17 protein-coding genes are annotated in these 15,332 nt (G+C 65.6%); 9 read left to right on the top strand and 8 right to left on the bottom strand.

Annotation, left to right across the window (positions count from 1 at the left end):
* The first annotated feature begins 56 nt into the window (after positions 1-56).
* The gene (locus FHT02_RS16810; RefSeq protein ID WP_184090362.1) at positions 57-407 is read left to right on the top strand and encodes a DUF4168 domain-containing protein; all 351 of its coding nucleotides are present in this window, start codon (positions 57-59) and stop codon (positions 405-407) included.
* Here FHT02_RS16810 and FHT02_RS16805 read toward each other — a convergent pair whose 3' ends face one another.
* Complete coding sequence (locus tag FHT02_RS16805; RefSeq protein WP_184090359.1) at positions 408-866, bottom strand: invasion associated locus B family protein; 459 nt, start codon at positions 864-866, stop codon at positions 408-410.
* On the bottom strand, positions 863-1,510 hold the full coding sequence (locus FHT02_RS16800; protein ID WP_184090356.1) for a histidine phosphatase family protein: 648 nt from the start codon (positions 1,508-1,510) through the stop codon (positions 863-865). Before FHT02_RS16800 ends, FHT02_RS16805 begins: the two co-directional genes overlap by 4 nt.
* Before the next feature lie 236 nt (positions 1,511-1,746).
* Here FHT02_RS16800 and FHT02_RS16795 point away from each other — a divergent pair, with 236 nt between their 5' ends.
* Both FHT02_RS16795 and dnaN read left to right on the top strand, forming a co-directional pair.
* The gene (locus FHT02_RS16795; protein ID WP_184090353.1) at positions 1,747-2,400 is read left to right on the top strand and encodes an outer membrane protein; all 654 of its coding nucleotides are present in this window, start codon (positions 1,747-1,749) and stop codon (positions 2,398-2,400) included.
* A gap of 144 nt (positions 2,401-2,544) precedes the next feature.
* Complete coding sequence (gene dnaN, locus FHT02_RS16790) at positions 2,545-3,657, top strand: DNA polymerase III subunit beta (protein ID WP_184090350.1); 1,113 nt, start codon at positions 2,545-2,547, stop codon at positions 3,655-3,657.
* Positions 3,658-3,790: 133 nt separating this feature from the next.
* On the opposite strand, the gene FHT02_RS16785 is transcribed toward dnaN, so the two are convergent.
* Together FHT02_RS16785 and FHT02_RS16780 are read right to left on the bottom strand one after the other, a co-directional pair.
* Positions 3,791-4,135, bottom strand: a complete 345-nt coding sequence (locus tag FHT02_RS16785; RefSeq protein ID WP_184090347.1) for a hypothetical protein — start codon at positions 4,133-4,135, stop codon at positions 3,791-3,793.
* Positions 4,136-4,599: 464 nt separating this feature from the next.
* Positions 4,600-5,400, bottom strand: a complete 801-nt coding sequence (locus FHT02_RS16780; protein ID WP_184090344.1) for a hypothetical protein — start codon at positions 5,398-5,400, stop codon at positions 4,600-4,602.
* An 81-nt stretch (positions 5,401-5,481) separates the two neighbouring features.
* Here FHT02_RS16780 and recF point away from each other — a divergent pair, with 81 nt between their 5' ends.
* The 4 genes from recF (at position 5,482) to FHT02_RS16760 (ending at position 8,743) form a co-directional block, all read left to right on the top strand.
* Positions 5,482-6,579 carry a DNA replication/repair protein RecF gene (gene recF / locus FHT02_RS16775; RefSeq protein WP_184090341.1) on the top strand — a complete coding sequence of 366 codons (1,098 nt, stop codon included), beginning with the start codon at positions 5,482-5,484 and terminating at the stop codon, positions 6,577-6,579.
* Between the two features lie 137 nt (positions 6,580-6,716).
* On the top strand, positions 6,717-7,667 hold the full coding sequence (locus FHT02_RS16770; RefSeq protein WP_184090338.1) for an ABC transporter ATP-binding protein: 951 nt from the start codon (positions 6,717-6,719) through the stop codon (positions 7,665-7,667).
* The gene (locus tag FHT02_RS16765; RefSeq protein WP_184090335.1) at positions 7,664-8,434 is read left to right on the top strand and encodes an ABC transporter permease; all 771 of its coding nucleotides are present in this window, start codon (positions 7,664-7,666) and stop codon (positions 8,432-8,434) included. Before FHT02_RS16770 ends, FHT02_RS16765 begins: the two co-directional genes overlap by 4 nt.
* 36 nt (positions 8,435-8,470) lie before the next feature.
* The gene (locus FHT02_RS16760) at positions 8,471-8,743 is read left to right on the top strand and encodes a UvrB/UvrC motif-containing protein (RefSeq protein WP_184090331.1); all 273 of its coding nucleotides are present in this window, start codon (positions 8,471-8,473) and stop codon (positions 8,741-8,743) included.
* 16 nt (positions 8,744-8,759) lie between these two features.
* Here FHT02_RS16760 and FHT02_RS16755 read toward each other — a convergent pair whose 3' ends face one another.
* The gene (locus FHT02_RS16755; RefSeq protein ID WP_184090328.1) at positions 8,760-10,613 is read right to left on the bottom strand and encodes a CocE/NonD family hydrolase; all 1,854 of its coding nucleotides are present in this window, start codon (positions 10,611-10,613) and stop codon (positions 8,760-8,762) included.
* A 63-nt stretch (positions 10,614-10,676) separates the two neighbouring features.
* Positions 10,677-11,642, bottom strand: a complete 966-nt coding sequence (gene glpX, locus FHT02_RS16750; RefSeq protein WP_184090325.1) for a class II fructose-bisphosphatase — start codon at positions 11,640-11,642, stop codon at positions 10,677-10,679.
* Between the two features lie 146 nt (positions 11,643-11,788).
* On the opposite strand from glpX, the gene FHT02_RS16745 reads away from it, so the two are divergent.
* Positions 11,789-12,133: a hypothetical protein gene (locus tag FHT02_RS16745; RefSeq protein ID WP_184090322.1), complete on the top strand. Its 345-nt coding sequence runs from the start codon at positions 11,789-11,791 to the stop codon at positions 12,131-12,133.
* A gap of 99 nt (positions 12,134-12,232) precedes the next feature.
* On the opposite strand, the gene FHT02_RS16740 is transcribed toward FHT02_RS16745, so the two are convergent.
* Together FHT02_RS16740 and FHT02_RS16735 are read right to left on the bottom strand one after the other, a co-directional pair.
* Complete coding sequence (locus FHT02_RS16740) at positions 12,233-13,525, bottom strand: homoserine dehydrogenase (RefSeq protein WP_184090319.1); 1,293 nt, start codon at positions 13,523-13,525, stop codon at positions 12,233-12,235.
* A gap of 157 nt (positions 13,526-13,682) precedes the next feature.
* A complete protein-coding gene (locus FHT02_RS16735; protein ID WP_184090316.1) occupies positions 13,683-14,633 on the bottom strand; it encodes an isopenicillin N synthase family dioxygenase in 951 nt (316 codons plus the stop codon).
* Positions 14,634-14,759: 126 nt separating this feature from the next.
* Between FHT02_RS16735 and FHT02_RS16730 the strand changes: the two genes are divergently transcribed.
* The gene (locus tag FHT02_RS16730) at positions 14,760-15,146 is read left to right on the top strand and encodes an MFS transporter (RefSeq protein WP_246352484.1); all 387 of its coding nucleotides are present in this window, start codon (positions 14,760-14,762) and stop codon (positions 15,144-15,146) included.
* The last annotated feature ends 186 nt before the right edge of the window (positions 15,147-15,332 follow it).

Raw genomic sequence — 15,332 nt, 5'->3', positions numbered from 1 at the left:
TCGGACGCGGCGGCGATCACACGGGCAAAGGGGCCACGTGATTAGGAGTTGAAGCCATGCTGTTCCCGATGATCCTCAGTGTTGCCCTTGCCGCCGCCCCTGCCACGGCGCAGGCCTCCCCACAGGCGACGGGCCCGCAAGCCGCAGCACCCGCCCCCGCCACCAGCGCCACCGTGAGCGAGACCGAAGTGCACCGGTTTGCCGGTGCAGCGCTCACCATCACCCGCGCGCAAAAAGACGCAACGGTCAGCGATGACGATCGCCACAAGAAAGCCGCCGATGCAGTCGCGGCATCGGGCATCGCGCCCGACCGGTTCAACGCGATTGCGCAAGGGATGAACGCCGATCCGGCACTCAAGCAGCGCATTCAGACCGCTGCGCTGGCTCAGGCGCACGTCAAGCAATAGTCAGAACCGCACACACCCCAGCGCCGCCGCGTCGATTGCCGTGGCGGCGCCCTTCAACGAAAAGCTGTGGACGAACGGCGCGCCTTCGGCATCGACCGTCTCGACGCTCATGCTCCGCCCTTCGCGCATCGCCGCCACCACCGCGGCATCGGTGCGTGCATCGGGAGCCCAGGCATCACTCGGTCCCGCTCGCAACTCGAAGCGGCGCTCGCCGATCGACAGCGTCACCCGCGCATCGGCGCGCCGCGGCTTGCTCAGGCGGATGTGGATCTGGTTTCGCGCGCCCGCCCGAGGCCAGGTGCCGACGCTCGCAAAGGCACCGCTTCCCCGCCGCACCGGCTTCGCGATCGCATAGCAGCGCAACGGCGAGGCGTCGCGAAACGCAGCCCAGCCTTCATACACGCCCAGTGCGTCACGGGGACTGAACAACAGGGCAAGTGCCAGCGCCAGTGCGATCATGCCGGTGCCGCACCCCGCCCGGTGCCGGTGTGCACCACGGTCTCCTCGCCCCCTTCGATCATCACGATCGAACCTTGTGGCAAATCGGGCGCCACGGGCGCGCCGAATTGCGGCAACGCATCGGCGCCCGTCATCACCCCGCGCAGGACGCGGCTCGACATGCCGTGCATGATCACCAGCCGGTCGCCTTCGTCCTCGCCGGTATCGGCCAACCAACTCGACACGCGCGCTGCGATCGCGTCATACCATTCGCCGCCTTCGGGAGGACGCGTGTACAGTCCGTGCTCGGTGTCGAGGAAGGTGCCGACCTCGTCCTGCAGCTCGGCATAATAGCGCCCGCTCCAAGTCCCCATGCCGATCTCCACCAACCGGTCGTCGGTGCGGGCCTGGTGCCAGTCGAGATCGAGATGCTCAGCGATGATCGCCAGCGTCTGCAGCGCCCGACCCGCACTTGATGACCAAAGGGTCAGTTTCGGCCTAGGCCCGAGCAGTTCGCGCAGCGCTATGCCCATAGCCTCGGCTTGGGCGAAGCCCGCGCGGGTCAATGGCGTGTGCGGGTGGTCGCCCTGCATCCGCCGGGCGATGTTGAACACAGTCTCGCCGTGGCGGGCGATGAAGTCGCGACCCTTGCGCTTGGCTTGCATGCCGCTTCTTTCCATCTTCGCTTGTGGAAACGCAACGTTGCCGCGCCGATCGTTTCGTTCAGGCAATCGTCAGCCAGCGGACGCCAGATCACAATCCGGGCCACGCTTCGTCCAAGAACATGTTGCAGGAATGTCACGCATTTCGGTGTTTATCTGGCGTTCATGCAACTGCGGACTCGCGACCCCAGTTATGCCTCCCACTCGCCCACGGCGGGTCGGTTACCAAGGAGTTAGTTATGCGTAAGATCGTTTTCCTCGCCGCTCTCGCCGCGTCCAGCGCCATGGCCGCACCGGCATTCGCACAGGACGCGACCCCGACCGGCTTCCGCGCCGGCGTGATCGGCGGCTATGACATCGTTCGTCCGGGCAGCACCGAGGATTCGAACCGCGACGGCGACGACCAGAGCGTCGAAGGTTTCCAGTACGGCGTCGAAGCCGGCTATGACATTCCGCTGGGCGGCGCCGTGCTCGGCATTGAGGCAGAACTCAGTGACTCCACCGGCAAGACTCGCACCAACAGCACGGATCCGAACTTCTTCGGCTATGGCGAAGTCGGCACGGGCCGCGACATCTATGTCGGCGCCCGGCTCGGTTTCGAAGCCAGCCCCGGCACGCTGATCTACGCGAAGGGCGGCTACACCAATGCCCGCCTCAACGTGCTCGCCATCAACGGCGATGACGAAACCGACGAGAACTTCCAGCTGGACGGCTGGCGGTTGGGCGCGGGCGTCGAGAAGTCGATCGGTCGCAACACCTATGCCAAGCTCGAGTATCGCTACTCGAACTACACCGACGCCGATTTCGAGCGCTCGAACGGCACGGTCACCGACCGTTTCGAGGTCGACACCGACCGTCACCAGATCGTCGCTGGCGTCGGCGTCCGCTTCTAAGCGCGCGTTTCAAGAACGCGGTCGCAGCATTTTGCTGTGCAGGAAAGGGTCGGGGCGCTTGCCCCGGCCCTTTTTGCCGTTAGAGATTGAGGCTGAGCCAATTGCCGCTGCCGGATTCGTGCCGGCGGTTCCGGGGGTTTTGACATGAAAGCGACGATCGAACGCGCAACTCTGTTGAGGGGCCTGAGCCACGTCCAGTCCGTGGTCGAGCGGCGCAACACGATTCCTATCCTCTCCAACGTCCTGATCGAGGCGCAGCCGAATGGCGCGCTCCGGCTAATGGCGACCGATCTCGATCTACAGATCGACGAGACCATCCCCGCCGCTGTGGACCAGCCCGGCGCGATCACCGTTTCGGCGCACACGCTGTTCGACATTGCGCGAAAGCTGCCCGAGGGCTCGCAGGTTGAGCTTTCGGCTGCCGAGGGCCGCATCACGATCAACGCCGGCCGGGCCAAGTTCACGCTGGCGACGCTGCCGCGCGACGATTTCCCCATGATCGCGGAAGGCGAGTTGCCGACCACGTTCGAACTGCCCGCCGAAACGCTCAAGCAGATCATCGACAAGACGCGCTTCGCCATCTCGACCGAAGAAACGCGCTATTACCTGAACGGCATCTTCCTGCACGTCACCGACGATCCCCAGCCGGTGCTCAAGGCCGCCGCCACCGACGGCCACCGGCTAGCGCGCGTGACGGTCGCGCGTCCGGATGGCGCCGAGGCGATGCCCGACGTGATCGTACCGCGTAAGTGCGTCGCTGAACTGCGCAAGCTGCTTGACGAAGTCGACGGCTCGGTCGGCGTGTCGCTGTCGGGGTCCAAGATCCGCTTCGATCTGGGCCAGGCGATCCTGACCTCCAAGCTGATCGACGGTACCTTCCCCGATTACAGCCGCGTCATCCCGACCGCGAACGACAAGATCCTCAAGATCGATCCCAAAAGCTTCATGCAGGGTGTCGACCGCGTCTCGACCATTGCCACCGAAAAGACCCGTGCGGTCAAGATGGCGCTCGACCGCGACAAGATCACGCTGTCGGTGACCAGCCCCGAAAACGGCGCCGCCGCCGAGGAAGTCCCGGGCGAATATGTCGCGCTGCCGTTCGAGATCGGCTTCAACAGCCGCTATCTGATGGACATTCTCGGCCAGATCGAGAGCGACTTGGTCGAGGTCCACCTCGCCGACGCCGCGGCACCGACGCTGATTCGTGAGAACGATCAGTCGCCGGCGCTCTACGTCCTGATGCCGATGCGGGTGTAGAAATAGCCTTTGTCCACTTCTCTGTCATTGCGGCCTTAACCCGGGATCCCGCTTCTCTTACGATCTGAGACAGCGGGACTCCGGCTCAAGGCCGGGATGACGAGTAAGGACCGAGCACCAATCTGGCATGCCCCTATTCTGCGCGGATCGTGCTCACCTCGGCCTTGGCACGGTCCTTCACTGCCCTCGCCCGCGCATCCGCCTGGCGGGCGACGATCTTGGCTTCTTCCTTCAGCGCGTCGGCCCGGGTCTTCAACCGTTCGGCGTCGAAGCCGGTCAATGCCTCAGCCTGGTTTCCCAACTGCTCGGCTTCAGCCGCCATGGCATCGGTCTGGCGCTCCGCTGCATCCTCGATATTGTCCGCGGCAGCCTCTGCGGCGTCTTCGATATTATCGATGCGCTGCTCGCGCGGATCCTGGCTGCCGCACCCTGCCAGCAAAAGAACCGCAGCCGCCGCGCCAAAGCTTCCCAAACGCATGTCCATCTACTCCCTGTTTGATTTTCGAACGACTGAGCCGCCGCTTTCGTTTCGCTCACTCCTGACGCGTCCCGCTGGGGAAGAGCCGACGAACGCCGGGGAGGCGTAGAGGCTCTACGCTCACCTTCATCGAGCGCCATCCCTCGCCGGATTAAGGCGCCCCCGCCCCCCTCGTCCATTTCACAGGAGGTTGTACAAAGCAGGGTATGAAGCAGCTTGCTGCGATCGTTCGGAAGCGGGCAGACGTTGCTCACCGCCCGGATGCTGAACCGCCTTATTTTTGCGGAACGCAGGATGCTGCCGAACGCGAAACCGATTCGCCGCGTTCTAGAAAGCCGAAGCCGATCTCACGACCAGCCCCGACACACGTAGAGAGATCGCCCACTATCTGGACTGATGCGCATGATCTTCGGGCGTGAGCCCGGTTTTAGCGCCTCCCCCGCGCCGCAAGGGCGGCGCCAACCTTATTTAGCCGGAGGCACCGGTGCCGGTGCTGCTGCCTTGGGTGCAGCCCCCGACGGTGCCGACACCTGACCACCCTGCGCCGCTGCCTTTTGGGCCTGCTGCATCTTGTCGCGTTCGGCCTTGAACCGAGCGGTCAGCGCATCCTTGCTCAACGCCGTTCCGGGCAGCTTGAAGGTGTCGGCGTCGAACTTCGCCTTTTCCACCTTTTCCAGCGTCACGCCTCGGCCCAGGCGGAGCACCAGGCCCTTGCCCATCAGTTCTTCGACCGCTTTGTCGACCTTGCTCGCGGGCTGGCCGCTCTCGCGCATGCCCAGCGTCATCATGCGGGTCTGGAGCAGCATTGCCTTGCCCATATCCTTGTACGCCGGATCGGTCGCGATCACGGCATCCAGTTCGCCGCCCGGCGCGGGCGCGCCGCCCTTGGCGCGCAGCTTCCAAAGGTCGCCGGGCAGGTTGGCGATGGTCTCGTTGCCGGTCTTCGCCAGCTCATAGTCGGGCTGCTGCGGCTGGGCAGGCGGCTTCACGCCTGATTCCTTCATGGCCGTACCGATCACCTGGCCAAGATCGTCGATCTTGGCGACGATGGTGCCCTGGCTGTCCTTGCCCACCAGATAGTCCACGCCGTCCTTGCGGATCAGCGTATTGCCCATCATGTCGATGCGCGCATCGCCGTTGGCGGCGACCTTCAGCGTCATTGCCGCTGATTGTTCGCCCAGCTTGTAGGTGGCGGTCGCGTCCTCGGGCGACTTGGAACAGGCGGCGAGGAGCAGCGCCCCGGCCACAGCCAATTGGATACGCATCTTCGGAATTCCTTGCAGTTTCGCGCGCCTTCATCGGCGAAGTGCTGTCCGGCGGCAAGTGGCTGCGCTAGGGGGAGGCGCATGCCCGTTACCCGGCTCGTCCTGACCGACTTCCGCAACCACCGCGACGCAGTGCTCACGCCCGGTTCCGGCTTCGTGGTGCTGACAGGGGAGAATGGCGCGGGCAAGACCAACATCCTCGAGGCCGTGTCGCTGCTTGCTCCAGGCAGGGGCCTGCGCCGCGCGCCTTTGTCCGAGATGGCGCGCCAGAACGGAAAGGGCGGGTTTGGCGTCGCGGCCAGCTTGGGCGACGTGGAGATCGGCACTGGCACGCAACCCACGGCGCCCGAACGGCGGCTGGTTCGCGTCAACGGCGCCGCCGCCGCCGCGACGATACTCGCCGAGTGGCTGACCGTGCTGTGGCTCACCCCGGCAATGGATCGGCTGTTCATGGAAGGTCCCGGTGAGCGGCGCCGCTTTCTGGATCGCCTCACGCTGGCACTGGCCCCAGGCCACGCCCACGAATCCACCCGCTACGAGGCTGCGATGCGCCAGCGCAACCGCCTCCTGGCGGACGACGTGCCGCCAGATCCCAGCTGGCTGACGGCTTTGGAGGCGCGCATGGCCGAACACGGCGCTGCCATTCAGCGCGAGCGCGAGCACGCCGTCGCCCTGCTCCGCGACCGCCTGTCGACCGAGCCTGAAGGTATCTTCGCTCGCGCCGGGCTGGCGCTGGAGGGCTGGACCGGCGACGAAGCCACCCTCGCCCGCGATCTGCGCGACAACCGCCGCCGCGATGCCGCCGCCGGGCGCGCACTCAGCGGACCGCATCGCAGCGACCTGCTCGTGACCCATCTCGGCAAGCCTGTCCTGTGCATGGCCACCAGCCGGCTCGAAGGGGGCCAGCCCGCCCATCTCTGCTCCACGGGTGAGCAAAAGGCACTATTACTCGGCCTGGTTCTCGCCCATGCCGAACTGGTCGCCGACCGCATCGGGCGCGCGCCCATCCTCCTCCTCGACGAAGTCGCGGCCCATCTTGATCCCGCCCGCCGCGCCGCGTTGTTCGAGCGGTTGGCCGGCAAGGGTCAGGTGTGGATGACGGGCACCGAAGCTGCACTGTTCGACGCCGTCCCCGGCCAAGCCACGCGCCACACCGTGGTGAACGGCATGATCGGCTGATCGCAAAGGCAACGCGGCGGCCGCAGGTAGCTGAAAGCAGCCTCCCTCTAGGAACATGCGGGGCGAACAAAGGCTGGCTTGCGCCAGCTTCGGCGCGTTCTTACGTAACGGATCCGTTCCGGTTCTGGGGGCTCCCAATGCAATCGATCCTTTCGCTGTCGCAGGTCAGCAAGACCTATGACTCTGGCCACAAAGCCCTCGATCACGTCGATCTGGAAATCGGCCGGGGCGAGATCTTCGCACTGCTAGGCCCCAACGGCGCGGGTAAGACGACGCTGATCTCGATCATCTGCGGCATCGTGACGCCCAGCACGGGGACGATCCTGGTGGACGGGCACGACGCCATCCGTCAGCCGCGCGAGGCGCGCAGCCGGATCGGGCTGGTGCCGCAGGAATTATCGGTCGACATGTTCGAGACGGTGATGGCGACGGTGCGCTTCAGCCGCGGTCTGTTCGGGCGGGCACCGAACCAGGCGGTGTTGGACCAGGTGCTCAAGGACCTGTCGCTCTGGGACAAGCGCAACGCCAAGATCATGGAGCTTTCCGGAGGGATGAAGCGGCGCGTGCTGATTGCCAAGGCGCTGGCGCACGAACCCGACATCCTGTTCCTCGACGAGCCGACCGCTGGCGTGGACGTGTCGCTACGCCGCGACATGTGGAAACTGATCGGGAAGCTGCGCGAGCGCGGCGTCACCATCATCCTGACCACCCACTATATCGAGGAGGCCGAGGAGATGGCCGACCGAGTAGGCGTGATCAACAAGGGCCAGCTGCTGCTGGTCGAGGAAAAGAACGCATTGATGCAGAAGCTCGGCAAGCGCGAGATGGACCTGTCGCTGGTCGAGCCGCTTGGCGCCGTGCCGCCCGAGCTGGCAGAATGGCAGCTGACGCTAGTCGATGAGGGTCACCGGCTGCGCTACACCTTCGACGCGCAGGCCGAGCGCACCGGCATCCCGTCCTTGCTGCGCAAGCTGTCGGACCTGGGCATCACCTTCAAGGATCTCGACACGTCCAAGTCCAGCCTGGAGGACATCTTCGTCGATTTGGTCGAACGGCGCGAAAGCTCAAACGAAGGAGCTGCGGCATGACGGGTCTCAATCGGCACGGCATCTGGGCTATCTACAAGTTCGAAATGGCGCGCACGATGCGCACCTTTTGGCAGTCGATCGCCACCCCGGTGATCACCACCTCGCTGTATTTCATCGTGTTCGGCGGGGCGATCGGCAGTCGGATCGATACGATCGGCGACGTGAACTATGGCAGCTTCCTGGTGCCTGGGCTGATCATGCTTTCGCTACTCACCCAAAGCATCGCCAACGCGTCAATCGGGATCTACTTTCCCAAGTTCACCGGCACGGTGTTCGAGTTGCTGTCGGCGCCGATCTCGGCGTTGGAGATGGTGATCGGGTTCGTCGGCGCGGCCGCGACCAAGTCGGTGGTGATCGGGCTGATCATCCTGGTCACCTCAGCGCTGTTCGTGCCGCTGCGGATCGATCATCCGCTGGCGATGATCGCCTTCCTGCTGCTGACCTCGATCACCTTTTCTATGTTCGGGTTCATCATCGGCATCTGGGCCAAGGGGTTCGAGCAGCTCAACATCGTGCCGGCGCTGCTGGTGACCCCGCTGACCTTTCTGGGCGGCGCTTTCTACTCGGTCGACATGCTGCCCCAGCCCTGGCGCACCGTGAGCCTGTTCAACCCGGTGGTGTATCTGGTGAGCGGCTTCCGTTGGAGCTTTTTCGGGCAGGGGGATGTGAGCATCGGCCTGAGCCTGGGCGTGACTGCGGCGTTCCTGGTGCTGTGCCTTGGGCTGATCGTGGCGATCTTCCGGACCGGGTATCGGCTGAAGAATTAGCCGCATCCGCGGCGCCGGTTCTGCGTTGTACGGCGCATGACGACCACGCTCGCCGAGCTGCAGCAGCGCATGGATGCGGCCGCCGAGGCGCTGGACTTCGAAGAAGCCCGGCGGCTGCGCGACCAGATCAACCTGCTGCGCGGCGGCGCCGGTTCTGAACAGGCGGCGGTGGCGGACACCGCCGGGCTGACCCGGCAGCAGCCCGGCGCGATGGGGCTGGGGACCAGCCAGCAGCGCATGACGCCGCCGGCGGGATGGAAGCCGCCGCGCAAGCCCGACCCGATGACCAAGGGGCGTAGCCGGCGCTGAGGCTCCGCCGCTGCGGTCAGCGCATGACGGGCAGCGTGATTCTCGATCCGCCGCACACCCGCTGGGTGGCCTTCTGGAAGTCGGCGGGCCTGGCCTTGTAGATGTTGGGCACGAAGGTCTGGGGGTTGCGGTCGATCACCGGAAACCAGCTCGACTGGACTTGGACCATGATGCGGTGGCCGCGCTTGAACACGTGGTCGTGCGGGCGCAGCGGGACGTCCCACGCGGTAACCTTGTTCGGGGTGAGCGCGGTCGCCTTTTCGAAACTTTGGAGGTAGCGTCCACGGCGGACTTCCATGGCGATTGGGAACTGGTAGCCGTTCATCGTGCGCGGATAGTCGCCCAGCGCACCCGCCTTCACCGGCTCGTAATCGTCAGGCAGCACGTCGATCAGCTTGACGACGAAGTCGCTGTCGGTGCCCGAGGTTGACGCCATTAGCGTGGCGGTGATGTCGCCGGTGACGGTGAGGTCGGCCTCCAGCGGCGCAGTGACGTAGCTGAGCACGTCGGGACGGTGGTCGACGAAGCGCTGGTCGGCGGCCTCCCACCAGCGCCATTCCTGGGAAGGATACGTGCGCGAGATCGGGCGCTCGCGGAACGGCACCGGGTTTGCGGGATCGGAGACATAGTCGCGGCACTGAGCGGCATCGGCGGGCGCGGTGAAGGACAGGCTGCCGTCGCTCTGGAGATACAGGTTGGTCGCGGTGGCGCCGGGTGCCGGCCACTTCGCATAGGACTTCCACGTCCACGACCCGCTCTGGAAGCTGCGTGCTTCGCCGGTTGGCTTGGCGCCCTTGCCATGCAGCCAATAGGCGAAGAACGGCGCTTCGATGTCGCGCATGAAGTCAGTGCCGCTCTCATGGCCGAACTTGACGTAGCCGACATCGCTGCCCGCACCATGCCAGGTACCGTGCGCCCAAGGGCCGGCAACGATGGTGTTCAGCCCGTCCGGATCCTGTTCTTCCATCTTCTCGTAGATTTTCCAGGTGCCCAGCGGGTCTTCCTGGTCCCAATAGCCCGCGACGTGCAGGGTCGGAACGGTGGTGCGGCCGAGTTTGTCGGTCCAGCGCTGCGTCTTCCAGAACGCGTCATAATCCGGGTGCTCGATCATCTCGGTCAGCCGGGGAACGCTACCCTTGAAGTACAGCTTGTCGAGATTCTCGACCGCGCCAAGCTTGAGGAACCAGTCATAGCTGTCGACCGGCGCCTTGCCGCCATAGTCGAAATCCTCGCCCTGGTCGTTGTTCTGGAGCGCGAACAGCCAGTCAGTGGCGTAGGAGAGCCGCATCGCGCCGTAGCGGTGAAGATCGTCGTTGATCCACCAGTCGTTCCACGCCGCCTGCGGGCTTACCGCCTTGAGCGCCGGGTGCGGCCTGGCGAGCGCCACTGCGGAGGCATAGCCGGGGTAGGACACGCCCCACATGCCCACGTTGCCATTGTTGCCGGCGACGTTCTTCACCAGCCAGTCGACGCTGTCATAGCTGTCGGTAGCTTCGTCGACACCCTTGGAGCCCTTGGCGTCTAGCGCCATCGACATGGTGAAGTCGCCATCGGACTTGAACTGGCCGCGCATGTTCTGGAAGACGAGGATATAGCCGTCCTCCATCAGGTACCTCCACGCCTGCGGGATGCCGCCGGGCGCCTGCGCGGGAACGCCGTAAGGCGTCCGCTGGACCAGGATCGGGAGCTTGCCGGACTCGCCGGCGGGACGAAGGATAACGGTCTGCAGCCGCGCGCCGTCGCGCATCGGCACCATGACTTCCTGATAGGTGAAGGGAGCAGCGGCTGCGGCGGCCTGGGGTTGGGCCGGCGCCGCGGTCATCGGCAGCGCGGCCGCGCCAACTGCCAAAGCGCTCAAAAACGTTTTCATGCCCTGCCCCTTATCGCTCGGTTCGCACGAACTAAAAGGGGCAGGCCACGCGCTGTCAATCGATCAGAGGCGGTGCTCGCCCTTGACCCAGCGGACAGTGCCCGAACTGGCGCGCATCACCACGCTCTCGGTGGTCATCTTGCCACGCACGCGCTTCACGCCGGCGAGCAGCGAGCCATCGGTGACGCCGGTCGCCGCGAAGATGCAGTCACCCTTGGCAAGGTCCTCGAGCGCATAGATCTTGTCGAGATCCTCGATGCCCCACTTCCGCGCGCGGGCGCGCTCATCGTCGTTGCGGAACACCAGCCGGCCCTGGAACTGCCCGCCGACGCAGCGCAGCGCAGCGCAGGCCAGCACACCCTCGGGCGCGCCGCCCGAACCCATATAGATGTCGACCGTCGTGTCGGGATCGCTGGTCGCGATCACGCCGGCCACGTCGCCGTCCCCGATCAGCATCACGCCGCATCCGATTGCGCGCAGCTCGGCGATCAGCGCTTCGTGGCGCGGCCGGTCGAGCACGCAGGCGATGATCTCGTTCGGCTGGACACCCTTGGCGGCGGCAAGCGCGTGAACGTTCTGCGTCGGCGACTTGGCAAGGTCGATCACCCCCTCGGGATAGCCCGGGCCGACCGCGATCTTATCCATGTAGACGTCGGGCGCGTTGAGCAGCCCGCCTTCTTCCGCGACAGCGAGCACCGCCAGCGCGTTGGGGCCCGCCTTTGCGCAGATGGTGGTGCCTTCCAGCGGATCGAGCGCGATGTCGATCTTGGGGCCCGAGCCCTGCGCCGCGCCAACCTTTTCGCCGATGAACAGCATCGGCGCCTCGTCACGTTCGCCTTCGCCAATCACCACGGTGCCGTCGAGATAGAGCTTGTTGAGCGCCTCGCGCATCGCCTCGACCGCGGCGGCATCCGCCGCCTTCTCGTCGCCACGCCCGGTCAGCGTGGATGCGGCAATGGCGGCGGCTTCGGTGACGCGCACCATTTCGAGCACGAGGACACGGTCCAGGATATGGCTGGCGGTCTGCATGTGTCGGGAAATCCTCTGATGACTAGGTCTTGGCGATAGGAGCGGCGGCCATGGCTGTCGAGAGTGCTAACGTTGTCAGCAACGGCTTCGCAATTCTGCCACATCTTCACGTCAGCTTAGGTGAACTACGGGTGGGGAGACTCGCAATGCCTTTTGCGCTGCTGCTGTTGGTCCAGCAAGTGCCGTCGATCGACGGGGCACTGCTCAATTATCGCGAACTCACGCGCGTCGAGCCCGGCTGCAAGCGCGGGGCACGCGGAGACGAAGTGGTGATCTGCGCGCGACGACAGGCCGACAGATACCGCCTGCCGCTAACGACCACCTATGACGGCGACGAGAACCCCGACAAGCGGGTGGCCAAGCTGCTCGACACCGCGCCGCCGCCGTGCGGCGAAGGTGCGTTCACGGTGAAATGCGGCGCAGTCGGGGTGACCACCACTATGGGCGCAGGGCGTCCGCCACGCGTGTCGCTACGGCCGCTAGCGCCCTGAAACAGCTAGGGCGCGCTCAATGTTTCTTCTGTCCTCCCGGCTCAAGGCCAGGATGACAGCTGAAGTTCAGCGGTGGTTTGATTTCACCAGACGTCGGGCTCAATCGTCGAGGATGTGCATCCACATCGGCTCGCCAACCAAGCTTTGTGATCCGCGCAGCTTTTCCAGCGCGTGCGCGACGCTGCGCTCGGGGCCTTCATGCGTCACGATCGCCACCAGCACGCTGCCGTCGGGCGCGGCGGCGCGCTGGATCAGGCTCTCGATCGACACGCCGGCATCGCGCATCGCCGCGGCGATCTCGGCAAGCACGCCGACCTTGTCGGTAACGGTCAGGCGAACATAGGCGCGGGCGCGGCGCTCGCCGGCATCGGCGGCGGGTTGCGCGGCCAGTGCGTCGGCCGGCATCGCATAAGGCGGGCCGAATTCGCCGCGCGCAATGTCGATCAGGTCGGCGACCACTGCGCTGGCGGTCGGGCCATCGCCGGCGCCGGCACCCTGGAACAGCAGACGCCCGACGAAATTGCCCTCCGCCACCACGGCATTGGTCGATCCGGTGACGTGCGCCAGCGGGTGGCTGAGTGGGATCAGGTGCGGATGGACGCGCTGGAACAGGCCGTGCGGACCGGCATCGGCCAGGCCGAGCAGGCGAACGCGGTAGCCGAGCGCCGCAGCCTCCGCGATGTCGGCCGCAAGGATGTGGCGCACGCCGCTGATCGCAACATCGTCAAAGGCCGGCTCGGTGCCGAAAGCGAGGCTGGCGAGGATCGACAGTTTGTGCGCGGCGTCGACGCCGTCAATGTCGAAGCTCGGGTCGGCTTCGGCAAAGCCCAGCCGCTGCGCTTCGGCCAGGATGTCGGCGAAATCGCGGCCTTCGGCTTCCATCTTCGACAGGATGAAATTGCAGGTGCCGTTGAGGATGCCATAGACGCGCGTGACGACGTTGGCGGCGGCGCCTTCGCGCAGCCCCTTGATCACCGGCACGCCGCCGGCGACCGCGGCTTCGAACTTCAGCGCGGCATTGGCGGCTTCGGCGGCGCGGGCGAGTTCCAGGCCGTGATGGGCGATCATCGCCTTGTTGGCGGTCACCACATGGCGACCCGCGGCCAGCGCGGCGCGAACCAACGCGACGGCAGGACCATCGGAGCCACCCACCAGCTCAACCACGACATCGGCGCGGGGGTGACGGGCGAGTTCGGCGGTGTCGTCGACCCAGTCGAAGCGGCTGATGTCGATACCGCGGTCCTTGGTCCGGTCACGCGCGGACACGGCGACCACTTCGATCGGCCGTCCCGCGCGGCGGGCGATGAGATCGCCGTTGGTGTCGAGCAACCGAATGACGCCCGCGCCCACGGTGCCAAGGCCAGCCAGTGCGATGCGAAGCGGTTCGGTCATTTCTCTTCTCACTCCCCTCCTGAAAGGGAGGGGCTGGGGGTGGGTGGCGAGCGAAGCGAGCCTCGACGTCCTACAAGAAAGCGGCGGCCGGGGCATGGAGCCCCGTCGTCGCAACCCACCCCTAGCCCCTCCCCGGAAGGGAGGGGAATTAGTTTTTCTATTTCTTGATCAGCCCGATCTCCACCAGCCGCTCATGCAGATAATCGTGCGCGGTGATCGGCTGCGGATAGCGGTTCGGGTTCTCCGCGGTGATCGTCGCCGGCAGCGTCTCGATCAGAAAATCGGGCGCGGGGTGCAGGAAGAAGGGCATTGAATAGCGCGAATTGCCACGGCGCTCGGCCGGCGGATTGACGACGCGGTGCGTGGTCGAGGGCAGGACATGGTTGGTCAGCCGCTGAAGCATGTCGCCAACATTGACCACCATCGCGCCCTCGGGCGGCTTGATCGGCAGCCATTGGCCATCGCGGTCGAGCAATTCGAGCCCGGCCTCTTCGGCGCCGAGCAGCAGGGTGATGAGGTTGATATCCTCATGCGCGCCGGCGCGGACTTCGGGCGCATCGGCAGCGACGGGTGGATAATGAAGCAGGCGCAGGACCGAATTGCCGTCCTTCACTGCGGGATCGAACCAGTTCGGCTCCAGACCCAGATAGCGCGCAATCGCGGAGAGCAGCTTGTCGCCGGCGGTATCGAACGCGGCGAACAGCTCGATAAAGGTCTCACGGAACCCTTCGGGCCGATCGGGCCAGATGTTGGGCGACATGTTCGCTTCGAAGCGGTGCCCCGCGGCGAGCTGCCGGCCGATATGCCAGAACTCCTTGAGGTCGACATGGCTAGCGCCCTTCGCGATCTCGGTCTTGAACGGGGTGTAGCCTCGGGCCCCGCCCCCGCCTTCGATGAAATAGGCGCGCTTCTCTTCCTCGGGCAGGTCGAAGAACGCCTTGGTCATCGCCCAGGCGCGCTCGATCAGCGCCTGGGGCACGCCGTGATCACGCACGACCGCGAAGCCGAAGCGCTGGAAGGACTGGCCGAACGCCTGGGCGAAGCCGTCGGGATCGGATTGCTGGTCCGCCAGCGAAAGCGCCGGGATGTCGGCAAGGGTATCGGACATGCGAGTCTCCAAGGATTTGCCGCCAGTTAGACCCTCGACGCGGTAGTGAACAAGCGGGCGAAAGTGATCGTCATGATCGGCTGCCATGGGGTGACGCACGCAGCCCGATGGGCCAAGGGAGCGCGCATGTCCGTACCGAACCTCACCACCGACAGCGCTAATCAGGCGCCGCTGCGCTTCGGCGAGTTCGTGGCGCTGATCGCGTCTATGATGGCGCTGACGGCGCTTGGAATCGATTCCATGCTGCCGGCACTACCCGCGATGGGCGACGCCCTGGGGGTGAAGGAGCCGAACCACCGGCAGTTCATCATCACGGCCTATCTGATCGGCTTCGCCGTCGCGCAGTTGGGCTATGGTCCACTGTCCGACCGGTTCGGGCGGCGACCGGTGCTCGGCATTGCACTCTTCTCCTACGTGCTGACCAGCGCGGTCGCGGCAATCTCGGGCAGCTTCGTGCTGCTGCTGATCGCCCGCGGGCGATGGGAACCGCCGCGGCGGGAGCGCGCGTGGTGACGGTGGCGCTCGTGCGCGACTGTTTCGCGGGTCGGGCGATGGCGCGGGTGATGAGCCTGGCGTTCATGGTCTTCATGGCCGCGCCGATCTTCGCGTCCGTGTGTGGACGCCCCTCTGGATGCAAGGGGGTGTTCGAGAGATTTGTTCGCGCAGGTTCAGGTGCTTCCGTGTGTCCGGCCTGTTGAT

The organism is Sphingomonas xinjiangensis, assembly GCF_014199255.1.
In the GTDB taxonomy this organism is placed as follows: domain Bacteria; phylum Pseudomonadota; class Alphaproteobacteria; order Sphingomonadales; family Sphingomonadaceae; genus Sphingomonas; species Sphingomonas xinjiangensis.
This window is presented reverse-complemented; position numbering and strand designations above follow the sequence as displayed.

Coding starts and splice junctions, on each gene's coding strand:
- FHT02_RS16810 (WP_184090362.1), top strand. CDS start 57: ATGCTGTTCCCGATGATCCTCAGTGTTGCCCTTGCCGCCGCCCCTGCC.
- FHT02_RS16730 (WP_246352484.1), top strand. CDS start 14,760: ATGTCCGTACCGAACCTCACCACCGACAGCGCTAATCAGGCGCCGCTG.
- FHT02_RS16760 (WP_184090331.1), top strand. CDS start 8,471: ATGACGACCACGCTCGCCGAGCTGCAGCAGCGCATGGATGCGGCCGCC.
- dnaN (WP_184090350.1), top strand. CDS start 2,545: ATGAAAGCGACGATCGAACGCGCAACTCTGTTGAGGGGCCTGAGCCAC.
- glpX (WP_184090325.1), bottom strand. CDS start 11,642: ATGCAGACCGCCAGCCATATCCTGGACCGTGTCCTCGTGCTCGAAATG.
- FHT02_RS16785 (WP_184090347.1), bottom strand. CDS start 4,135: ATGCGTTTGGGAAGCTTTGGCGCGGCGGCTGCGGTTCTTTTGCTGGCA.
- recF (WP_184090341.1), top strand. CDS start 5,482: ATGCCCGTTACCCGGCTCGTCCTGACCGACTTCCGCAACCACCGCGAC.
- FHT02_RS16745 (WP_184090322.1), top strand. CDS start 11,789: ATGCCTTTTGCGCTGCTGCTGTTGGTCCAGCAAGTGCCGTCGATCGAC.
- FHT02_RS16805 (WP_184090359.1), bottom strand. CDS start 866: ATGATCGCACTGGCGCTGGCACTTGCCCTGTTGTTCAGTCCCCGTGAC.
- FHT02_RS16780 (WP_184090344.1), bottom strand. CDS start 5,400: ATGCGTATCCAATTGGCTGTGGCCGGGGCGCTGCTCCTCGCCGCCTGT.
- FHT02_RS16735 (WP_184090316.1), bottom strand. CDS start 14,633: ATGTCCGATACCCTTGCCGACATCCCGGCGCTTTCGCTGGCGGACCAG.
- FHT02_RS16755 (WP_184090328.1), bottom strand. CDS start 10,613: ATGAAAACGTTTTTGAGCGCTTTGGCAGTTGGCGCGGCCGCGCTGCCG.
- FHT02_RS16795 (WP_184090353.1), top strand. CDS start 1,747: ATGCGTAAGATCGTTTTCCTCGCCGCTCTCGCCGCGTCCAGCGCCATG.
- FHT02_RS16765 (WP_184090335.1), top strand. CDS start 7,664: ATGACGGGTCTCAATCGGCACGGCATCTGGGCTATCTACAAGTTCGAA.
- FHT02_RS16740 (WP_184090319.1), bottom strand. CDS start 13,525: ATGACCGAACCGCTTCGCATCGCACTGGCTGGCCTTGGCACCGTGGGC.
- FHT02_RS16770 (WP_184090338.1), top strand. CDS start 6,717: ATGCAATCGATCCTTTCGCTGTCGCAGGTCAGCAAGACCTATGACTCT.
- FHT02_RS16800 (WP_184090356.1), bottom strand. CDS start 1,510: ATGCAAGCCAAGCGCAAGGGTCGCGACTTCATCGCCCGCCACGGCGAG.